Raw genomic sequence first — 18,266 nt, 5'->3', positions numbered from 1 at the left:
CAGGCCATCAGGCCGGCAGCGTCCGCTTCAGCACGCCGAGCAGCGCGTCCCAGTGCCGCTCGGCGGCCGCCGCGTCGTAACGGGTGGTGTCGGCCTGGGTGTAGCCGTGCGGGGCGCCGGTGTAGACCTCCGCCCGGTACCGGACACCGGCGGCGGCGAGGGCCGCGGCGAGCCGGTCGATCTGCTCGGGCGGCAGCGACGGGTCGCCGTCCGCGTGGCCGAAGTACAGCTCGGCGGTGATCCGGTCGGCGCCCAGGTGCGGGCTGTCGGGGCTGTCGGTGGCGAGGCCGCCGCCGTGGAATCCGGCCGCGACGGCGATCCGGTCCGGGTGACCGGCGGCCGTGTACAGCGCCAGCCGGGCCCCGAGGCAGTAGCCGGTCAGGCCGACCGGGCCGTCCTGGACCAGCGGGGAGTCGGCGAGCCAGCGCAGGTACGCGTCCGCGTCGCGGGTCGCCGCCTCCGGGGTGAGTTCGTCGAGCAGCGGGACGATCCGGGCGAAGAGTTCGTCGGCCCGCTCCACGTCGATGAGTTCCGGCAGTTCGACGACCGGCGCGCGGCCGCCGCGGTAGAAGACGTTGGGGACGAGCACGGTGTACCCGGCCGCGGCCAGCCGGTCGGCCATCCGCTCCAGGTGCGGACGGAGCCCGAAGGCGTCCATGTAGAGGATGACGCCCGGGTGGGCCCGGCCGTCGTCGGGGTGGGCGAGGTAGGCGTCGGCGGTGCCGTCCGCCGTCGGGATGTCCACGAGGGTTCCGCGCACGGGCATGGTGAGGGCGCTCCTTATCGGTGTCGTCCGGCAGCGTATCCGGTGGGTCCGCCCCCGCCCACGCGCTTTTCGTCGCACCGCGCCCACCCCGCGTCCGCGGTTCGCGTGGGGAACGCCGCGGCCCCGCGGCCCCGTTGAACGGGCATGGGCTGGATCGTGGGTGTGGCGGCGGTGGTCGTGGCGGTGCTGGGGATGGTGCTGCTGGCGGTGTGGCAGGTCGAGGACGAGTCCTCGTCGCGACCGCGGCAACGCGGGCCGGGGACCGGGCTGGGCGTCGGCGGGCTGGAGGAGCTGCACGCGCTGTTCAGCCCGGGCAAGCAGGTGCAGGTCGAGCAGGAGCGGGAGCGGCTCGTGCTGCGGGACGACGCGCGGGCCGGAGCGCCGCCGCGGTTCGGCGTGGACCTGGACCGGGGCTTGGCGGTGCTGCCCGGCGGCGCCGCGGGCCGTACGCCCGGCCCCGCGCCGCGCGCGGACGGCGCCACGGTCACGGCCGGCCGGGCGCCCGGGGAGACGGAGGCTCAGGCGCCCCGGGCGCGGGAGCGGAGCACCGACCGGTAGCCGCCCGGGTCGGCCGTCGTCGCGCCGTGCTCGCCCCGGTACGGGCTATGGGACTCGACCCGGGTGCCGCCGACCTCCTCCGGCCGACGGACGGGAGACATGCTGCCGCGGCGGGGCTGTGAAGGAGCCGTCAGAGCCATGAGAGCCGTCAGAGCCGTCGCAGCCGCTCCTCGTCGGAGGTCCGCGGGCAGGTCAGGCACGCGGTCGCCGCCGGCCCGACCGCGTAGTAGAGGCAGCAGCCGAGCCGGGTGCGGGTCTGGTGGGCGCGCCCGTCGGGGGTGTGCAGCCGGCGGAAGTCGGCGCCGCCGGGCAGCGGCAGGGTGCGGCCGGGCAGGACCGACTCGGCGGCGGCGACGGAGGCGTCCTCGTCGCCGAGCATCCGACCGAGGTACCAGATGGCGGAGGCCAGGTCGTCCGTCACCATGCCCCAGAGCGCACGGTCGCGGCGTCGGGTGGGGCCGGCGAACGCGGTGAGCACCGGTCCGAGGTGCGCGACCACGGCCGTCCGCAGTTCGGCGCGCAGTTCGTCGTCGCCGGGCAGGGTGACGTGCCCGCGCGGGCGCAGCGCGAGGTCGCCGGTGGGGGCGTGCAGCCAGAGGTCGCCGGGGTCGACGGCGGGGACCCGGCGGGCGAGGTGCCAGGGGCCGGCGATCAGCAGGCAGGCCGACCAGGCGTAGTGGTGGAGCAGCCGGGAGGCGGTGACGTGCGGTCGGGGGGCGCGGCCGTGCTCGTCGGCGATGCGGGCCTCCTCACCGGCCAGGACGGCGGCCAGTGCCCGTTCGTCGGTGGCGAGTTCGGTTCCGGAGTACCAGCCGTCGGCGGCGCACGGGTCGGGCTCGGCGGCGTCGAGCAGACGCAGCTCCAGCACCGGGCACAGCTCCAGCAGCCGCCGGTAGTCGGCGACCAGCACCGAGGACGCGGCGGGCCCGACGGGCACGCAGTCCGCGGCGGGCCCCACCGGCGCGGGGGCCGCGACGGACGCGGCAGCCCCGGAGTGCGCGACGGACAGGGGTGTTCCGGGAACCATTGACACTCCCGTAGATCGATTCCACATGATCGATTAAGGTGAGGCTCACCTTACAATGCATCACGGCAACCGGCGACCCCCCGACCCCACCGGTCGGTTCATCGGTCCAATCGGTCGAACCGACCAAAAGCTTGACGAGATTAGGTAAACCTAACCTAAGATGTCTCTTCGTGCTGAGAACCGACCCGCCGGCCCCCACAGCCCCGGCGCCGCCCCGCTCCCCGGCGATCCGGCAGCCCCTGCTGCTGCTCGCCGGCGCGTGCGCGCTCGTGCTGTGTGCCGCCCTGAGCCTTGCGCTGGGCTCCCGATCCATCCCGCTCTCCACCGTGATCGACGCCCTCACCGGTGCCGCCCACGGCGGTGACGCCGATGTGGTGACGGGCCTTCGGGTCCCGCGCACGCTCATCGGACTGGCGGTCGGGGCCGCGCTCGGTGTCGCCGGGGCGGTCGCCCAGGGCGTCACCCGCAACCCGCTGGCCTCCCCGATCACCCTCGGCATCAACGCCGGGGCGAGCCTCTTCGTGGTCGCCGCGATCTACACGCTGGACCTCTCCCGGACGGTCGAGTACGTCTGGTTCGCCTTCGCCGGCGCGGCGGTCGCCGCCGTCGCCGCGTACGCGATGTCCCGGCGCGGTGGAGACCTCGACCCGGTCCGGCTGGCGCTCGGCGGCACCGTGCTCACCGTGGTTCTCACCTCCTGGACCTCCTCGCTGATGCTGGCCAGTCACCGCACCCTGGACGAGGCCCGGTTCTGGCTGGCCGGCTCGATCGCCGGGCGGCACCTGGACACCCTCACCCCCGTCCTGCCCTTCCTCGCACTCGGCCTGGTCGGCGCGCTCGCCATCGCGCCCGCACTGAACGCGCTGGCGCTCGGCGACGAGACCGCGCAGGCGCTGGGCGTGCCGGTGGCCCGGATCCGGGTGGTCGGCGGACTCGCCGTCGTACTGCTCGCGGGCGGCGCGGTCGCCGTCGCCGGACCGGTGGCGTTCATCGGACTGGCCGCCCCTCACCTGGTCCGTCCGCTGCTCGGCAACGACCACCGCTGGCTGCTGCCCGGCTGCCTGGTCACCGGCCCGGTGCTGCTGCTCACCGCCGACGTCCTCGGCCGGCTGGTGGTCCGCCCGTCCGAGATCGAGGTCGGCATCGTCACCGCGTTCCTCGGTGCGCCGCTGCTCGCGGTGCTGGCCCGGAAGGTGGCCAAGTGAGCACGCTCGCCCTGCCCGTACGGGCCCTCGCCCGCCGCCGGACCCGTACCGCCGTCTGGTCGCTGGTGGCCGCCGCGCTGCTGGTGCTGCTGACCGGGATCGCGCTCGGCACCGGACGGCTCAGCATCTCCGCCTGGGACGCGCTGCTCGCCCTGGTCGGCCAGGGCGAGCCCGGGGACGTCCTGGTGGTGCAGCAGTTCCGGGCGCCCCGGGTGTTCTCGGCGCTGATCGCGGGCGCCGGGCTGGCGGTGGCCGGCTCGATGCTCCAGCGGCTGTTCCGCAACCCGCTGGCCGCCCCCGACACCATCGGCATCACCGGCGGCGCCTCCTTCGGCGCGGCGCTGATGCTCGCCGCCGGCGCCTCCCAGCAGCTGATCCCGCTGGCCGCGGTGGGTGGCGGGCTGCTCGCGGCGCTGCTGCTCGGCGGCTTCGCCTGGCGCTCCAAGATGGCCGTCACCCGCCTGGTGCTGGTCGGCCTGGCGGTCCAGCAGGGCCTGGCCGCCGCCGTGAATCTGATGATCGTACGGTTCCCGGCCGAACTGGCCTCCTCCGCGCTCCAGTGGACCACCGGCTCGCTCTACGGCCGCAACTGGACGGAGGTGTGGATCGGCGGCACCGCCATCGCGCTGACCACCACCGCCCTGCTGCTCTGCCAGCGGCGGGTCGCGGTGCTCGACCTCGGCGACGACTCGGCCGGCGGCCTCGGCCTCAACCCGGCCCGGGACCGGATCTGGCTGCTGCTGCTCACCATCACGCTGGCCTCGCTGGCCGCCGCGCTCACCGGGCCGGTCGCGTTCGTCGCGCTCGCCGTCCCGCACCTGGTCCGGCTGCTCGCCGGGCCGCCCACCCTCGGCACGCTCGGCCTCACCGCGCTCACCGGCGCCGTGCTGCTGCTCTCCGCCGACCTCCTCGTGCTGCACGTGATCCCCGTCCACGGCCTGCCGGTCGGTGCCGTCACCGCCACCCTCGGCGCGCCCTGGCTCCTGGTGCTGATGATCCGCCAGGGCCGGCTTCCCCAGAGGAGCAGCTGATGACCTCCGTCGAGACGACCACCGGGACCCCCGGCGCGGCCGGGACGGCCGGGGCCACCGAGTCCACCGGGACCGCCGCGGTCTCCGGTACGGCTGCCGGTACGACCACCGGTACGGCGGCGGGCGCTGCCACCGGTGCCGCCGCGAACCGGCTCGCCACCCGGGGCCTCGGCCTGCGCTACGGCGACCGGGCCATCGTGGACGGGCTGGACCTCGAACTGCCCGGCAACGCCGTCACCGCGATCGTCGGGCCGAACGCCTGCGGCAAGTCCACGCTGCTGCGCGGACTGGTCCGGCTGCTCGACCCGGCCGCCGGGACGGTCACCCTGGACGGCTCCGACATCCACCGGATGCCCGCCCGGGCGCTCGCCAGGCGGATGGGCCTGCTGCCGCAGCAGCCCGTCACCCCGGAGGCCGTCACCGTCGAGGCGCTGGTGCGCCTCGGGCGCTACCCGCACCAGCGGATGCTCAGCCCGTGGTCCAAGGCGGACCAGGCCGCGGTCGAGGAGGCGCTGGAGCGCACCGGCACCGCCGAGCTGCGCGACCGCCAGGTGGACCGGCTCTCCGGCGGGCAGCGCCAGCGGGTCTGGATCGCGCTCGCGCTCGCCCAGGAGACCGACCTGCTGCTGCTGGACGAGCCGACCACCTTCCTGGACCTGCGCCACCAGCTGGACGTCCTCGACCTGGTCGCCGACCTGCACGCCGAGGCAGGGCGCACCGTCGTGATGGTGCTGCACGACCTCGGCCAGGCCGCCCGGTACGCCGACCACCTGGTCGTGCTCAAGGACGGCCGGCTCGCGGCCGCCGGGCCGCCGTCGGAGGTGCTGACGGCGGACCTGGTGGAGAGCGTCTTCCAGGTGCCGTGCCGGGTCGTGCCCGACCCGGAGACCGGCACACCGCTGGTCGTGCCGCGGGCGCGCCGACGCGGCGGCGCCACCCCGTCCGGCATGTGACCTCATCGCCCTCACCGACTGCCGAACTCCCCCATCCCGTCCCCCTGTTCGACCCGATCCAAGGAACCCCGATGAATCGCCGACTCCCTGTCGCCGTCCTCGCCGTCGCCCTCTCGACCACCCTGCTCGCCGCCTGCGGCAGCAACGGGGACGGCGCCAAGTCGGGCGGCGACTCCGCGTCGTCCGCTTCCTCCGCCTCGGCCGGCACCACCGCCGGTTTCCCGCGCAGCGTCAAGCACGCCGCCGGGACGGCCCAGATCAAGAGCCAGCCCAAGCGCGTCGTGGTCCTGGACAGCGGTGAGCTGGACGACGTCACGCTGCTCGGCATCACGCCGGTCGGCGCGGTGTCCCCGCACATGAAGACCGAGGGCGGGTTCCCGAACTACCTCAAGGACAAGATCAAGGACACCAAGGACGTCGGCCCGATGAACGAGCCGAACCTGGAGCTGATCGCCTCCCTCAAGCCCGACCTGATCCTCTCCTCCAAGGTCCGCCACGCCAAGGTGTACGACCAGCTGAACGCGATCGCCCCGACCGTGCTGGCCGAGACCACGGGCTTCCCGTGGAAGGAGAACCTCGCGCTGTACGCCCAGGCGCTCGGCAAGGAGGACGACGCCAAGAAGGCGCTGGCCGACTACGAGGCGCGGGCGAAGAAGCTCGGCGAGGCGATCAAGGCGAAGAACAACGGGACCATGCCGACGGCCTCGGTGGTCCGCTTCGTGGCCGGCCCGACCCGCCTGTACGCCAAGTCCTCCTACAGCGGCGTGGTGCTCAAGGACGTCGGCCTGGCCCGTCCGGCCTCGCAGGACGTGGAGCAGAACATCGTCGAGGTCAGCGCCGAGCAGATCAACCAGGCCGACGCGGACCTGGTGTTCGTCACCACCGCCGACGACCCGAGCAAGACCAAGGAGAGCGAGGTCCAGCAGACCCCGGTCTGGCAGGGCCTGAACGCGGTCAAGAACAACAAGGTGTTCAACGTCCCGGACGAGACCTGGATGTCCGGCATCGGCGTCCAGGCCGCCGACGCGATGCTCGGCGACATCGCCAAGGCCGCCGGCGTGGAAGCGCCCAAGTAACCGTCGACAGCCGGGGGGCGAACAGCTGACAGATTTCGAAAGTTGTCCACTGTCATCTGTTCGCCCTCTCTCCTCCGCCACCCTCCGAGGTTCCTCCATGCGGCTCTACCTGCTCGCGCTCAACCCCACCGACTCCGTCACCTCCGGCTTCCTGCCCGCCGCCGCCCGGCTCGGGCTCGACGTCACCGTCCTGACCGACGGCGCCGACGCCCACCGACGGGCCTACGCCGAGCTGGCCTTTCCCGCACCCGAGGTCCTGGAGTGCGACGTCCGCGACTTCCGCGCCGTCATCAGCCTCGTCTCCCGCCTCGCCCTCGCCGCCCCGGACCACGCGCCCGACGCGGTGTTCAGCAACAGCGACCACCTCCAGACCCAGACCGCGCTGGCCGCCGAGTACTTCGGCCTGCCGGCCAAGGACTGGAAGGCCGCGCTGCGCGCCAAGGACAAGGGCCAGCTGCGCCGCCACCTCGCGTTGACCGGCCTGGACACCGTCCGCTCCGCCGAGCTGGCCCCCGGCCAGGACCCGGCCGAGCTGGACGTGCCGTTCCCCTGCGTGGTCAAGCCCCGCGAGGGGGTGGCCAGCGAGGACGTCACCCTGGTCGCCGACGCCGCCGAACTCGCCCAGCGCTGCAAGGAGATCCAGCACCGCAGAGCCGGCGCCACCCTGGTGGTCGAGGAGTTCCTGGCCGGGCAGCTGTGCACCCTGGAGACCCTCGGCGACGGCCGCCGACGGCACGTCCTCGGCGGCTTCCGCACCCGGCTCTCCCCGCCGCCGGACTTCATCGAGGAGGTGCTCACCTTCGTCCCGGCCCACCCGCGGCCCGTGGTCGACCAGGTGCTCGCCCAACTCGACGCGCTCGGCGTCGGATTCGGCGTCTGCCACACCGAGTTCGTCGTCCAGCCGGACGGCCGCGCCCGCATCATCGAGGTCAACTACCGCGCCCTCGGTGACCAGTGCGACCTGATGCTGGCCGAGATCCTCGACATACCCCTGTTCGAGCTGATCCTCGGGGTCCACCTGGGCCACGAACTGCCCGCCGACCTCGCCGAGCGGTGCGCCACGACCCCCCGCCGGGCCCGCAACGAGGTGGTCTGCGCCGACCGGGCCGGCGTCCTCACCGCCGCTCCCGGTCCGTACGACGAGGAGCGCGACGGCGTCCGGCTCGCCTACCGCCCGCTGCGCCCGCTCGGCGAGCGCCACGAGCACTACCGCACCAACCGCGACTACCTGGGCGTCGTCTGGACGATCGGCGCCGACCAGGACGCGGTGGACGCTGCCGCCGCCCGTTTCCTCGCCGCCAACCGCTGGGAGATCACCCCATGACCGTCGGAGACCGGACCACGGCCGCGACCGCGGCCCGCCCGGCGGGCCCCGCCGGGCAGCCCCTCACCACGACCGGGCAGCCCGCCACCACCACCGGGCAGCCCGCCACCACCCCCGGGCAGACCTCCACCACCGCCGCGCGGCCGTCGGCCGCGGCCGACCAGCTCACCCTGCGCGTGCTCTCCGCCCTGCTGCGCGAGGACGTCCTCGGCCTGCGCACCCGCGGCACCGTCGAGGACCGCGCCGACGGCCGCTGGCTGACCGTCCCCGAGCTTCGACTCGCCCTGCCCGTACGGCCGGAGGGCTTCCAGTCGGAGTACGCGGCCCGGCTGCCGCTGCTGGAGCTGGCCGGTCGGCGGCTCACCGGCCCGGACACCGTCGTCGCGGCGCTCGCCGAGTCGGCCGAGCCCGAGGACCGGCCCGGCTGGGCGGCCTTCGCCGAGGAGTGCCGGCAGACCCTCGCCACCATGGAGCTGCACGAGCGGGTCCGCCCCGAGGTGCACGAGCGGCTCGCCGACCTGTACGGCGCGGACCCGGCCGACTGGACCGGCCTCGCCGCCGCCCTCGGCCACGACGCCCTGGCCGCCTACCTCGACCACCCGGTCTACCCCACCGCGCGCGGCCGCGCCGGTCTCACCGAGCCCCAACTGCGCTCCTACGCGCCGGAGTTCCACTCCCCCTTCGAGCTGCGCTGGCTGGCGGTGCCGGCCGGCGCGCTGACCGTCCACGGGGACCGCCCACTGCCGAGCTGGTGGCCCACCCCCGCCTGGCTGGGCCTCGCCGACCAATGCCCCGGCGAGGGCTGGGCCACCCTGCCGGTCCACCCGCTCACCGTCGGCGCACCCCTGGACGAGGCGCTGGCCGCCACCGGTCTGGCCGGCCGCGCGGTACTCGCCGAGCGGCCGTACCTGACCGTCGTGCCGACCCTTTCCATGCGCACCGTCGCCGTCGCCGACGACCCCGCCTGCCACCTCAAGCTCCCGCTCGCCACCGCCACCCTGGGCCGCCTCAACCGCCGCACCATCAAGCCCGGCACGCTGCTGGACGGCGCCGCCGGCCAGCGGCTGATCGAGGCCGTGCTGGCGCGCGAACCGCGCTTCGCCGGCCGCGTCCTGCACGCCGACGAGCAGTCCTGGGCGCACGCCGGACACGAGCTGCTGGCCGTCCTGCTGCGCCGCTACCCGGCCGGACTGGAGCAGGCCTCGACCGTTCCGCTGGCAGCCCTGCTGGCTCCCGCGCCCGGCGGCCGGCTGGTCGTCGACCACCTCGCCGACCGCTACTACGGCGGCGACGTCCTGGCCTGCTACGACGCCCTGCTGGAGCTGCTGCTCGACTGGCAGACCACGCTGTTCGGCCATGGCGTCGCCCTGGAGTCGCACCAGCAGAACACCTCCCTGGTGCTCGACCGGGACGGCCTGCGGCTGCTCTACAAGGACGACGACGGACCGCGCGTGCACACCGCCCGGATGACCGCCTCGCTCGGCGAACTCGCGCCCGCCCGCGAGGAGTTCGACGACGCGCGGATATTCGGCGAGGACGACCGGCCGCTCACCGACCTGTTCGCCACCATCACCGGCCACCTGTGCACCGGCGCCCTCGCCTTCGGCCTCGCCGACCACGGCCGGGCCGAACGCGCAGACACCCTGGCCCTGTTGCGCAAGCGCACCGCGGAGGCCGTGGAGCGGCTCGGCCCGGTGGGCGAACCGCTGCGGGCCGCGCTGCTGGACGCCGAACGGCTGCCGGTCAAGGCCATGGTCACCGCCGGGACGCTGCTGAGCAAGCAGCGCTCGGGCGCCGCCGACATCAACAAGCACTACACCAGCGGGCCCAACTACCTGCGCGAGCAGCCGGGCGAGCCCGCCTTCGACCACCCGTCGGACCACCCGCACGACCAGCGGCGCACGGACGGGACCGCCCGGTGAGCGTGGAGACCCTGCCGCAGCAGTCGCAGCCCTCGGCCGACCGATCCGGCGGCCTCGGCCGGCGCCAGGTGCACGCCGTCGCGGCGTGCTACTTCGTCGCCTCCTTCGCCGCGCTCGGCCTGCCGCCCTACCTGACCGCGATCCTGCCCGCGCTCGGTGACCAGGAGGCCCGCTGGGCCGGTGTGCTGTACATCGTCCCGACGGTGTTCAGCGCGCTCGGCGCACCGCTGTGGGGCCGACTGGCCGACCGGTTCGGCCGCAAGCGCCTGCTGCTGCGCGCCCAACTCGGGCTCACCGTCTCCTTCCTGCTGGCCGGGGCCGCCGACAGCCTGACCGCGTTCACCCTCGCGCTGGTCCTCCAGGGCTTCCTCGGCGGCACCTTCGCCGCCACCAACGGCTACCTGGCCGCCGCACTCGACGGCCCCCGGCTCTCCCGAGCCCTCACCCTGATGCAGGGCAGCGCGCGGGCGGCGCTGGTGGCGGCGCCGATCCTGGTCGGGGCGCTCTCCCCGTGGATCGACCCGCACCGCCAGTACCTGGTGATGGCCGTACTCCCGCTCGCCGCGGCGGTGTTCCTCTCCCTGCTGCCCGAGCCGGAGCGTCCCGAGGCCGCGACGGCCGCCGACGGCCGGCCGGCCGAGCGGACCGCCACGGTGTCGCTGCTGCCGCTCTACGCCTTCGAGTTCGCCTTCGTCTTCGCGACGGTCATCTCCTTCCCGTACCTGATCGCCCTCGCCGAGCAGCGCCTGCCCGGCGTGGACGGCACCACGACGGGCGTGCTGTTCGCCCTGCCGCACCTGTGCTACCTGGTGTTCGCCGCCCGCACCCACACCGTGTTCCACTCCCGCCCGCACACCGGCATCGCGCTCGGCTTCGGCTTCGTCGCGCTCGGCCTGGCCGGGCACGCGGTGGCGTACTCGCTGCCCGTGTTCGTCGCCGTCCGGCTGCTGCTCGGGGCCGGGCTCACGCTGGGGCTGGTCTGCCTCGCCGTGCTCGCCGCCGGAGCCGCCCAGGGGCGCCAGCCCGGGCGGATGTTCGGCACCCTCGAACTCGTCTCCAAGGGTGGCGCCGTCGCCGCCGGCGCCGTCGCCGCGCTGGCCAACGGGCGGTTCGGCGCCGCCGCCCCCGTGGTGGCCGGAACCGCCGCCGCCCTGCTGGCCGCCGTCGCGGCCACCACCCTCACCCTTCCGTCCCTCCGCCAGCGCTGGAGTCGCCGATGACCCCCGAGCAGTCCGCCCACTCGCCCAGGACCGACGAACCCCGCGACACCACCGGCCGGCCCCTGGGTTCCGGCAACCGATCGGGCGGAACCGACGAACTGCCCACCGCCGACGAGGCAGTGGTCCACACCCTGCTGAACTGCCTGCTGCGCGAGGTCTCCGCACCCGAGCACCAGACCGCCGCCGACGAGGGCCGGCTGCTGCTGCGCCTGCCGCGCCGCGGCGCCCTGCTGCGGGTCGCCCTGCGCCGCACCTCGCTGCTCGGCGCACACCGCTTCACCGGGCCGGTCGAGGTCGAACGGGACGGCGACTGGTCCGAGTTGGGCTGGCGGGAGCTGGCCGAGTACGTCCAGCACGAGCTGGAGCTGCGGACCGGCACGGTGAACGAGGAGTTCCTCGACCAGGTCGCGTCCAGCCACCACGGCGTCCGCCAAGTCCTGGACGGCCGACCGGCCGCCGGGGCCGACCGCTACCTGGAGTCCGAGCAGGCACTGCTGTTCGGCCACCGCTTCCACCCGGCCCCCAAGTCCCGCTCCGCGGCCCGCGGCGACTGGCGCAGCTACGCCCCCGAGTCCCGCGCCGCCTTCCCGCTGCGCCACCTCGCCGTCCGCTCCGACCTGCTGGCCGAGGAGTCGCTGGACGGGAGCGTGACCGCCCTGCTGGACGGTCTCGGCGAGGTGCCGGACGGCTACCGACTGCTGCCCGCCCACCCCTGGCAGTACCAACTCATCGGCGACCACCCGCTGTTGCGCGCCGCCCTGGCCCGGGGCGACGTCCTCGACCTCGGCCCGCGCGGCGAGCGCTTCACCGCCACCGCCTCGGTGCGCACCCTGCACGGCGCCGACGCCTTCCTCAAGTTCAGCCTGAACGTCCGCATCACCAACTGCCTGCGCAAGAACGCCGCCTACGAGCTCACCGGCGCCGTCGCGCTCACCCGGCTGCTCGCCCCGGCCATGGCCGACCTCGCCCGGCGCTTCCCCGACTCGGCCATGCTGCGCGAACCGGCCTTCCGCACCCTCGCCCTGCCCGGCGCCGACGGACACCCCGACCGGGAGCTGTTCGAGGGCTTCGGCCTGATCGTCCGGGAGGGCTTCGGCGGCGTGCTGCGGCCCGGAGTCACCCCGCTGCTCGCGGCCGCCGTCGCCGACGAGCACCCGACCAGCTCCGCCCACATCTCCCGTCTGCTGGACGGGGGTTCGGACGCCGCGGCGGCGCTCGACTGGTGGCGCGCCTATCTGCGGCTGCTCGTCCCACCGGTCCTGGCCGCGTACTTCGACCACGGCGTGGTGCTCGAACCGCACCTGCAGAACGTGCTGATCGGCGTGGACCGGGCCGGGCACCCCGTCCAGGTGCTCTTCCGCGACCTGGAGGGCACCAAGCTCGTCCCCGAGCAGAACGCCGACATCCTCGCCGCCCTCCCGCCCGAGGTCGCCGGACCGATGACTTACGACGCGGAGCGCGGCTGGGACCGGGTGGTCTACTGCCTGCTGGTCAACCACGTCGCCGAGCTGCTCGCCGCGCTCGCCGACCGGCACCCCGAGCTGGAGTGCGCACTCTGGCAGGCCGTCCGGGACACCCTGGAGGAGTACGCCGCCGCGCACGGCTGCCCGCCCCGGCTGCGCGCGCTGCTCGCCGGCGTCCCGCTGCCCGCCAAGGCCAACCTGCTGACCCGCTGGGAGCGCAAGGCCGACCGCGAGGCCGGCTACGTCCGACTGCCCTCCCCCCTGGCCGGCTCGGTCCTCGCCGAGGCCGCCCGCATGCCCGTCCGTTCGCCCGTCCGCCTTCCCGCCGGGAGCACCGCCCGATGACGTCCGAGACCCTCCGGCCGACCGAGGCCGTCCACCGCCTCGCCGCCGGCCTCGCGCCCGACGAACTGCCCGCCTACGTCTACGACTTGGCCGCGCTGCGGGAGCACGCCACCGCCGTCCGGGCCGCGCTGCCCGAACGGGTGGAGCTGTACTACGCCGCCAAGGCCAACCCGGAGGCGCCGCTGCTGACCGCGCTGCGCGCGGCGGTGGACGGCTACGAGGTGTCCAGCGGCGGCGAGTTGGCCCACGTCCGGGCCGCCGTGCCGGACGCGCCGCTGGCCTTCGGCGGCCCCGGCAAGACCCCGGCCGAGATCACCGCGGCGGTGGACGCCGGGGTGCACCGCTGGCACGTCGAGAGCGAGCAGGAGTTGCACCGGCTGGCCGCCGTCCTCGCGGACCGGCCGGACACCGTCGTGGACGTGCTGCTGCGGGTCAATCTGGCCGTCGAGACCGAGGCGCTCGACGCGGTGCCGCTCGCCATGGGCGGCCGTCCGACGCCGTTCGGGCTGGACCCGGACCGGGCCGAGGAGTGCGTCCGGCTGCTCGCCGACGGCGCTCCGCTGGGGCGGCAGCTGCGGCTGCGCGGCGTGCACGCCCACCTGGCCAGCGGGCTCGCGGCGGCGGAGCAGCTGTCGGTCGCCGACCGGATCGTCGCCTGGTCGGCCGCGCTGGCCGAGCGGCACGGCTTCCCGCTGACCGAGGTCAACATCGGCGGCGGGATGGCCGTGGACTACGCGGACCCGTCCGCCCGCTTCGACTGGACCGCCTTCGGCGAGGGCCTGGCGAAGCTGCTCGACGCCTACCCGGGGCTGACCCTGCGGATCGAGCCGGGCCGGGCGCTGACCGCCTACTGCGGCTGGTACGCGACCGAGGTGCTGGACGTGAAGGCGAGCCACGGCGAGGACTTCGCGGTGGTCCGCGGCGGCACCCACCACCTGCGCACGCCCGCGACCCGGGGCCACTCCCAGCCCTTCGCGGTGCTCCCGGTGGACGCCTGGCCGCACCCGTGGCCGCGTCCCGCCGTCACCACCGGCCGCGCCACCCTGGCCGGGCAGCTCTGCACGCCGAAGGACGTGCTCGCCCACGCCGCCGAGGGAGCGGACGGCCTGCGGTCGGGCGACCGCGTGCTGTTCGCGATGGCGGGCGCGTACGCGTGGAACATCTCGCACCACGAGTTCCTGATGCACCCTCGTCCGGGCTTCCACTACCTGAACGGCGACGGGCCGGACGCAGCGCAGGGGTGACGGGCGGCCGCAGACAGCCGATGGGTTACAGGCGACGGATGACAGATGACAGATTTCGAACTCTGTCATCTGTTAGCTGTTTCCTGTCATCTGTCTGCCGTCGGCCGGCGGCCGGCGTCGCGCCCCCGGCCCACCACCGCCCCCTTCCGCCACTCGTGGGAGAGTGGTAGGCAGCGAAGGGAGCGCGAACGTGCTGATGGACAAGGTGGCGGAGATACTCGCCGAGGCGTCGGCCGAGGCGGTGGAACCGCGCTTCCGGGCGCTGGCCGCCGGCGAGGTGATGGAGAAGGCCCCCGGTGAGGTCGTGACGGTCGCCGACCGCGAGGCCGAGGCGATCATCGCCCGCCGACTGCACGAGCTGCTGCCCGTTCCCGTGGTCGGCGAGGAGGCCGTCGCCGCCGACCCGTCCCTCGCCCTGGCCCTCCACGACGAGCCCGCCGCCTGGCTGGTCGACCCGGTGGACGGCACCGCCAACTTCGTCGCCGGCAGACCCGAGTACGCCGTGATGTGCTCCCTGGTCCGCTCCGGCCGGACCGTCGCCTCCTGGATCTGGCAGCCCGCCACCGCCACCACCTACTGCGCCGAACTGGGCTCCGGCGCCTGGCGCGACGGGGTCCGCCTGACCCGCCCGCCGGCACCGAAGGACGTCGCGAAGCTGCGCGGCTCGGTGAAGAGCCGCTACCTCGACGCCGACCACCGCCGCCGGCTCCAGGCCAACACCGCGGCCTTCGGCGACATCTCCCCCGGTCGGCACGCCGCCGGAATCGAGTACCCCGACGTCGTCGAGGGCCGCTTCGACTTCATCCTCTACTGGCGCACCCTCCCCTGGGACCACGCCCCCGGCTCCCTCCTGGTCACCGAGGCCGGCGGCGTCTCCGCCCGCCCGGACGGCACCCCCTACCGCCCGGAGGCCCCCGGCTGCGCGGACGGACTCCTGGTCGCCGCCGACCCCGACACCTGGGAGCTCACCCGGTCGATCCTCCTGGCCGACTGACCCCGGACCCCTCCGACCCCTCGGGCCCCTCGGGCCGATCGGGCCGATCGCTGGCCCGACGGGCCGACCTGCCCGCCCTACCCCGCCCGCTCGCCCGCCACCTTGCGGCCGGCGCCCACCACCTCCCGCAGCAGCGCGCCGATCTCCCCCACCGTCGTGTGGGGGTTCAGCAGGGTGAGCTTCAGCCGGACCCGCCCCGGTCCGTCACCCGGGAGTTCGGTGCGCCCGACCACCGCCCGGCCGGTGCGCAGCAGCAGGCGCCGCAGCCGGCCGTTCAGCTCGTCCAGCGCCGCCTCGTCCGTCACACCGGGCGGCCGGTAGCGGAAGAGCACGGCGGTGAGCACGGGCTCGGTGTGGAGTTCGAGCGTCGGATCGGCGCGCACGGCGTCGGCGGCGGCGCGGGCGAGGTCGTGGCAGGTGTCGACCAGCCGGCCGAGGCCGTCGCGGCCGAGGGTGCGCAGGGTGACGGCGAGTTTGAAGGCATCGGCCCGGCGGGTGGTGCGCAGCGAGCGGCCGAGCAGGCTGGGGTAGCCGGCCTGCTCGTCGTCGATGGGGTTGAGGTACTCGGCGCGGCGGGCGAGCGAGACGTAGGTCTCGGCGCGGCGCACCAGGAAGACCCCGGCCGCGGCGGGCTGCCAGCCGAGCTTGTGCCAGTCGAGGGAGACCGAGTCGGCGCGGGCGATGCCGTCGAGCAGCGGGGCGAGCCGGTCGGAGAGCAGCGCCCCGCCGCCGTACGCGGCGTCCACGTGCAGCCAGGCGCCGTAGCGGCCGGCGAGGTCGGCGGCGGCGTTCAGCGGGTCGACGGCTCCGGTGTCGGTGGTGCCGGCGGTGGCGACCACGGCGATCGGGGTCCGTCCGGCCCAGCTGGCCTCGGCCATCGCCCGTTCCAGTTCGGCCTCCCGCATCCGCAGTCCGCGGTCGACCGGGACGGGGATGACGGCCCGCTCGCCGAGGCCGAGCAGGGCGGCGGAGCGCTGGACGGAGAAGTGCGCGGCCTCGGAGGCGAGGATGCACGGGCGGACGCCGGCCGGGAGGCCGTCCAACTCCACGATGCCGTCGAGCTTCTGGTCGCGCGCCAGCATGAGCCCCATGAGGTTGGACTCGGTGCCTCCGGAGGTGAGGACGCCGGCGGAGCGCTGCGGGTCGTAGCCGACCAGCCCGGCGATCTCGACGAGCAGGGCGCTCTCCAGGGCGGTGGCGGCGGGGGCCTGGTCCCAGGAGTCCTGGGAGGGGTTGAGGGCGCTGACCGCGAGGTCCGCCGCAGCGGCGACGGCGAGCGGCGGGCAGTGCAGGTGGGCGGCGCAGGCCGGGTCGGCGGGGTCGGCTGCCCCGTAGGCGAGGAGTTCGGTGAGCCGGGCGAGCGCGCCCGGCCCGTCGGCGGCGGCCAGCGCGTCGTCGACGAGGGCGGCGATCTCGGCCGGGCTGCCCGCCGGGAGCGGTCCGGAGCGCATGGCGGTGCCGGCCTCCAGCGAGTCGAGGACGGTGGCCAGCAGTGGCGCGAGCGCGCCCGGCCCGGCCGCGCCGCCCGCCAGGGCGTCCGTAGCGGCGCCGTCGCCGGGCAGCCCGCCGGGGCCGGATCCGGGCCCGCTCACCGCTGCCCCCGCCCCGTCGGCGCCCCTGCCGGACCGTGCGCGGGCCCACCCGCCGGACCGTGCGCCGACGCGCCCGCGGGACGACGCGCCGAATCGCCCGCCGGACGGCTCGTGGAAGCCGCCGCGATCGCCTCCGCCAACCGTTCCAGCACCGCCGCCACCTGCTCGTCCGTGATGGTGAGCGGCGGAAGCAGCCGCAGCACCGCGTCGTGGCGCCCGCCGAGTTCGACGATCAGTCCCCGCGCCAGGCAAGCCTCCCGGACCCGTACCGCAAGCGCCGGGTCGGCCGGCCGGGCGCCGCACGCGTCGGGTTCGGCCGCCGGGTCGACCAGTTCGACCCCGAGCATCAGCCCCCGGCCGCGCACGTCGCCGATCACCGGCAGCTCGACGGCGAGTTCGCGCAGCCGGGCGGCCATCCGCTCGCCGACCACGGCGGCCCGCTCGGCCAGCCCGTTCGCCGCGACGTGGCGCAGCGTCGCGGCCCCGGCGGCCATGGCGAGGGTGTTGCCGCGGAAGGTGCCGGTGTGGGCGCCGGGCCGCCAGCCGTCGTAGTCCTCGCGGTAGACGACGACGGCGAGCGGCAGGCTGCCGCCGATGGCCTTGGACAGGACCATGGCGTCCGGGACGATGCCGCTGTGCTCGATCGCCCACATGGCGCCGGTGCGGCCGACTCCGGTCTGCACCTCGTCGACGATCAGCGGGATGCCGCGTTCGGCGGTGATCCGGCGCATCGCGCGCAGCCAGCCGTCGGGCGCGGGGACGACGCCGCCCTCGCCCTGGACGGCTTCCAGGATCATCGCGGCGGGTGTCACCACACCGCCCGAGGGGTCGTCCAGCAGCCGTTCCACGTAGGTCGCGGCGAGGTCGGCGCCCGCCTCGCCGCCGACGCCGAACGGGCAGCGGTAGCCGTACGGGTAGGGCAGCCGGGCGACCTCGCCGCCGCTCGGCAGCGGTTCCTTGACGGCGACGTTGCCGGTGAGCGCGAGGGCGCCGGCGGTCATGCCGTGGTAGGCGCCGGTGAAGGCGAGCGCGCCGGAGCGGCCGGTGGCGGTCTGCATCAGCTTGAGCGCGGCCTCGACGGCGTCCGTCCCGGCCGGCCCGCAGAAGTGCACCCGGGCACGGTCGGCGAACTCGGCGGGCAGGCTCTCGAACAGCGCGCTGGTGAAGTCGTCCTTCTCGGCGGTGGCGAGGTCGAGCAGGTGCAGCGGGGCACCGCTGTCGAGGGTGCGGCGGATCGCCTCCAGCACCACCGGGTGGTTGTGGCCGAGGGCGAGCGTGCCGGCACCGGAGAGGCAGTCCAGGTAGCGCCGCCCGTCGGCGCCCTCGACGGTCATGCCGTGGGCGCGGACCGGGACGATCGGGAAGGAGCGGGCGTACGTTCTGGCGGCGGACTCGCGGACGCGCTGACGGCGCAGGATGGCTTCACCGGCGGCCGGGGCTCCGGAGGCGGCCTGGACGGGTACGGCAGCGAGTGACACGGGAAACCCCCAGGGGAAGTTAGGTAAGCCTAACTTTACTGCCCTTGACCTGGCGGAATGCCCTCGGG

Annotated in this window: 15 protein-coding genes; 11 read left to right on the top strand and 4 right to left on the bottom strand. The window is 75.1% G+C overall.

What is annotated here, in order from left to right; translation table 11 throughout:
- Nucleotides 1-7 precede the first annotated feature (7 nt).
- Nucleotides 8-766 (bottom strand): dienelactone hydrolase family protein, encoded by a 759-nt coding sequence (locus ACZ5GH_RS29125; RefSeq protein WP_464335747.1) that lies wholly within the window; start codon nucleotides 764-766, stop codon nucleotides 8-10.
- Nucleotides 767-910: 144 nt separating this feature from the next.
- Here ACZ5GH_RS29125 and ACZ5GH_RS29120 point away from each other — a divergent pair, with 144 nt between their 5' ends.
- Nucleotides 911-1,324 (top strand): DUF6191 domain-containing protein, encoded by a 414-nt coding sequence (locus tag ACZ5GH_RS29120; RefSeq protein ID WP_464335746.1) that lies wholly within the window; start codon nucleotides 911-913, stop codon nucleotides 1,322-1,324.
- 148 nt (nucleotides 1,325-1,472) lie between these two features.
- Here ACZ5GH_RS29120 and ACZ5GH_RS29115 read toward each other — a convergent pair whose 3' ends face one another.
- Complete coding sequence (locus ACZ5GH_RS29115; protein ID WP_464335745.1) at nucleotides 1,473-2,351, bottom strand: (2Fe-2S)-binding protein; 879 nt, start codon at nucleotides 2,349-2,351, stop codon at nucleotides 1,473-1,475.
- Nucleotides 2,352-2,578: 227 nt separating this feature from the next.
- Here ACZ5GH_RS29115 and ACZ5GH_RS29110 point away from each other — a divergent pair, with 227 nt between their 5' ends.
- From ACZ5GH_RS29110 to ACZ5GH_RS29065, 10 genes are all read left to right on the top strand, one after another.
- The gene (locus ACZ5GH_RS29110; protein WP_464336889.1) at nucleotides 2,579-3,556 is read left to right on the top strand and encodes a FecCD family ABC transporter permease; all 978 of its coding nucleotides are present in this window, start codon (nucleotides 2,579-2,581) and stop codon (nucleotides 3,554-3,556) included.
- A complete protein-coding gene (locus ACZ5GH_RS29105; RefSeq protein WP_387757743.1) occupies nucleotides 3,553-4,587 on the top strand; it encodes a FecCD family ABC transporter permease in 1,035 nt (344 codons plus the stop codon). Before ACZ5GH_RS29110 ends, ACZ5GH_RS29105 begins: the two co-directional genes overlap by 4 nt.
- Nucleotides 4,587-5,540, top strand: a complete 954-nt coding sequence (locus ACZ5GH_RS29100; RefSeq protein WP_387757741.1) for an ABC transporter ATP-binding protein — start codon at nucleotides 4,587-4,589, stop codon at nucleotides 5,538-5,540. The genes ACZ5GH_RS29105 and ACZ5GH_RS29100 overlap by 1 nt, the downstream gene beginning before the upstream one ends.
- 71 nt (nucleotides 5,541-5,611) lie before the next feature.
- A complete protein-coding gene (locus ACZ5GH_RS29095; protein WP_387757739.1) occupies nucleotides 5,612-6,616 on the top strand; it encodes an ABC transporter substrate-binding protein in 1,005 nt (334 codons plus the stop codon).
- A gap of 97 nt (nucleotides 6,617-6,713) precedes the next feature.
- Nucleotides 6,714-7,940, top strand: a complete 1,227-nt coding sequence (locus ACZ5GH_RS29090) for an ATP-grasp domain-containing protein (protein ID WP_464335744.1) — start codon at nucleotides 6,714-6,716, stop codon at nucleotides 7,938-7,940.
- Nucleotides 7,937-9,862 carry an IucA/IucC family protein gene (locus tag ACZ5GH_RS29085; protein WP_464335743.1) on the top strand — a complete coding sequence of 642 codons (1,926 nt, stop codon included), beginning with the start codon at nucleotides 7,937-7,939 and terminating at the stop codon, nucleotides 9,860-9,862. Before ACZ5GH_RS29090 ends, ACZ5GH_RS29085 begins: the two co-directional genes overlap by 4 nt.
- On the top strand, nucleotides 9,859-11,082 hold the full coding sequence (locus ACZ5GH_RS29080; protein WP_387757735.1) for an MFS transporter: 1,224 nt from the start codon (nucleotides 9,859-9,861) through the stop codon (nucleotides 11,080-11,082). The genes ACZ5GH_RS29085 and ACZ5GH_RS29080 overlap by 4 nt, the downstream gene beginning before the upstream one ends.
- Nucleotides 11,079-12,890: an IucA/IucC family protein gene (locus tag ACZ5GH_RS29075; RefSeq protein WP_464335742.1), complete on the top strand. Its 1,812-nt coding sequence runs from the start codon at nucleotides 11,079-11,081 to the stop codon at nucleotides 12,888-12,890. The genes ACZ5GH_RS29080 and ACZ5GH_RS29075 overlap by 4 nt, the downstream gene beginning before the upstream one ends.
- Nucleotides 12,887-14,134, top strand: coding sequence for a type III PLP-dependent enzyme (locus ACZ5GH_RS29070; protein ID WP_464335741.1), 1,248 nt, complete (start codon nucleotides 12,887-12,889; stop codon nucleotides 14,132-14,134). Before ACZ5GH_RS29075 ends, ACZ5GH_RS29070 begins: the two co-directional genes overlap by 4 nt.
- A 196-nt stretch (nucleotides 14,135-14,330) precedes the next feature.
- Nucleotides 14,331-15,128 carry an inositol monophosphatase family protein gene (locus ACZ5GH_RS29065; protein WP_387757788.1) on the top strand — a complete coding sequence of 266 codons (798 nt, stop codon included), beginning with the start codon at nucleotides 14,331-14,333 and terminating at the stop codon, nucleotides 15,126-15,128.
- Between the two features lie 77 nt (nucleotides 15,129-15,205).
- On the opposite strand, the gene ACZ5GH_RS29060 is transcribed toward ACZ5GH_RS29065, so the two are convergent.
- Both ACZ5GH_RS29060 and ACZ5GH_RS29055 read right to left on the bottom strand, forming a co-directional pair.
- Nucleotides 15,206-16,720: a pyridoxal phosphate-dependent decarboxylase family protein gene (locus tag ACZ5GH_RS29060; RefSeq protein WP_387757731.1), complete on the bottom strand. Its 1,515-nt coding sequence runs from the start codon at nucleotides 16,718-16,720 to the stop codon at nucleotides 15,206-15,208.
- Entirely contained in the window at nucleotides 16,717-18,198 is a 1,482-nt protein-coding gene (locus tag ACZ5GH_RS29055; RefSeq protein WP_464335740.1) for a diaminobutyrate--2-oxoglutarate transaminase, read from the bottom strand. The genes ACZ5GH_RS29060 and ACZ5GH_RS29055 overlap by 4 nt, the downstream gene beginning before the upstream one ends.
- Between the last annotated feature and the right edge of the window lie 68 nt (nucleotides 18,199-18,266).

This window comes from Kitasatospora sp. Xyl93, from assembly GCF_055383135.1.
The sequence above is the reverse complement of the archived record's forward strand: the minus strand, read 5'-3'. Positions and strand labels throughout refer to the sequence as shown.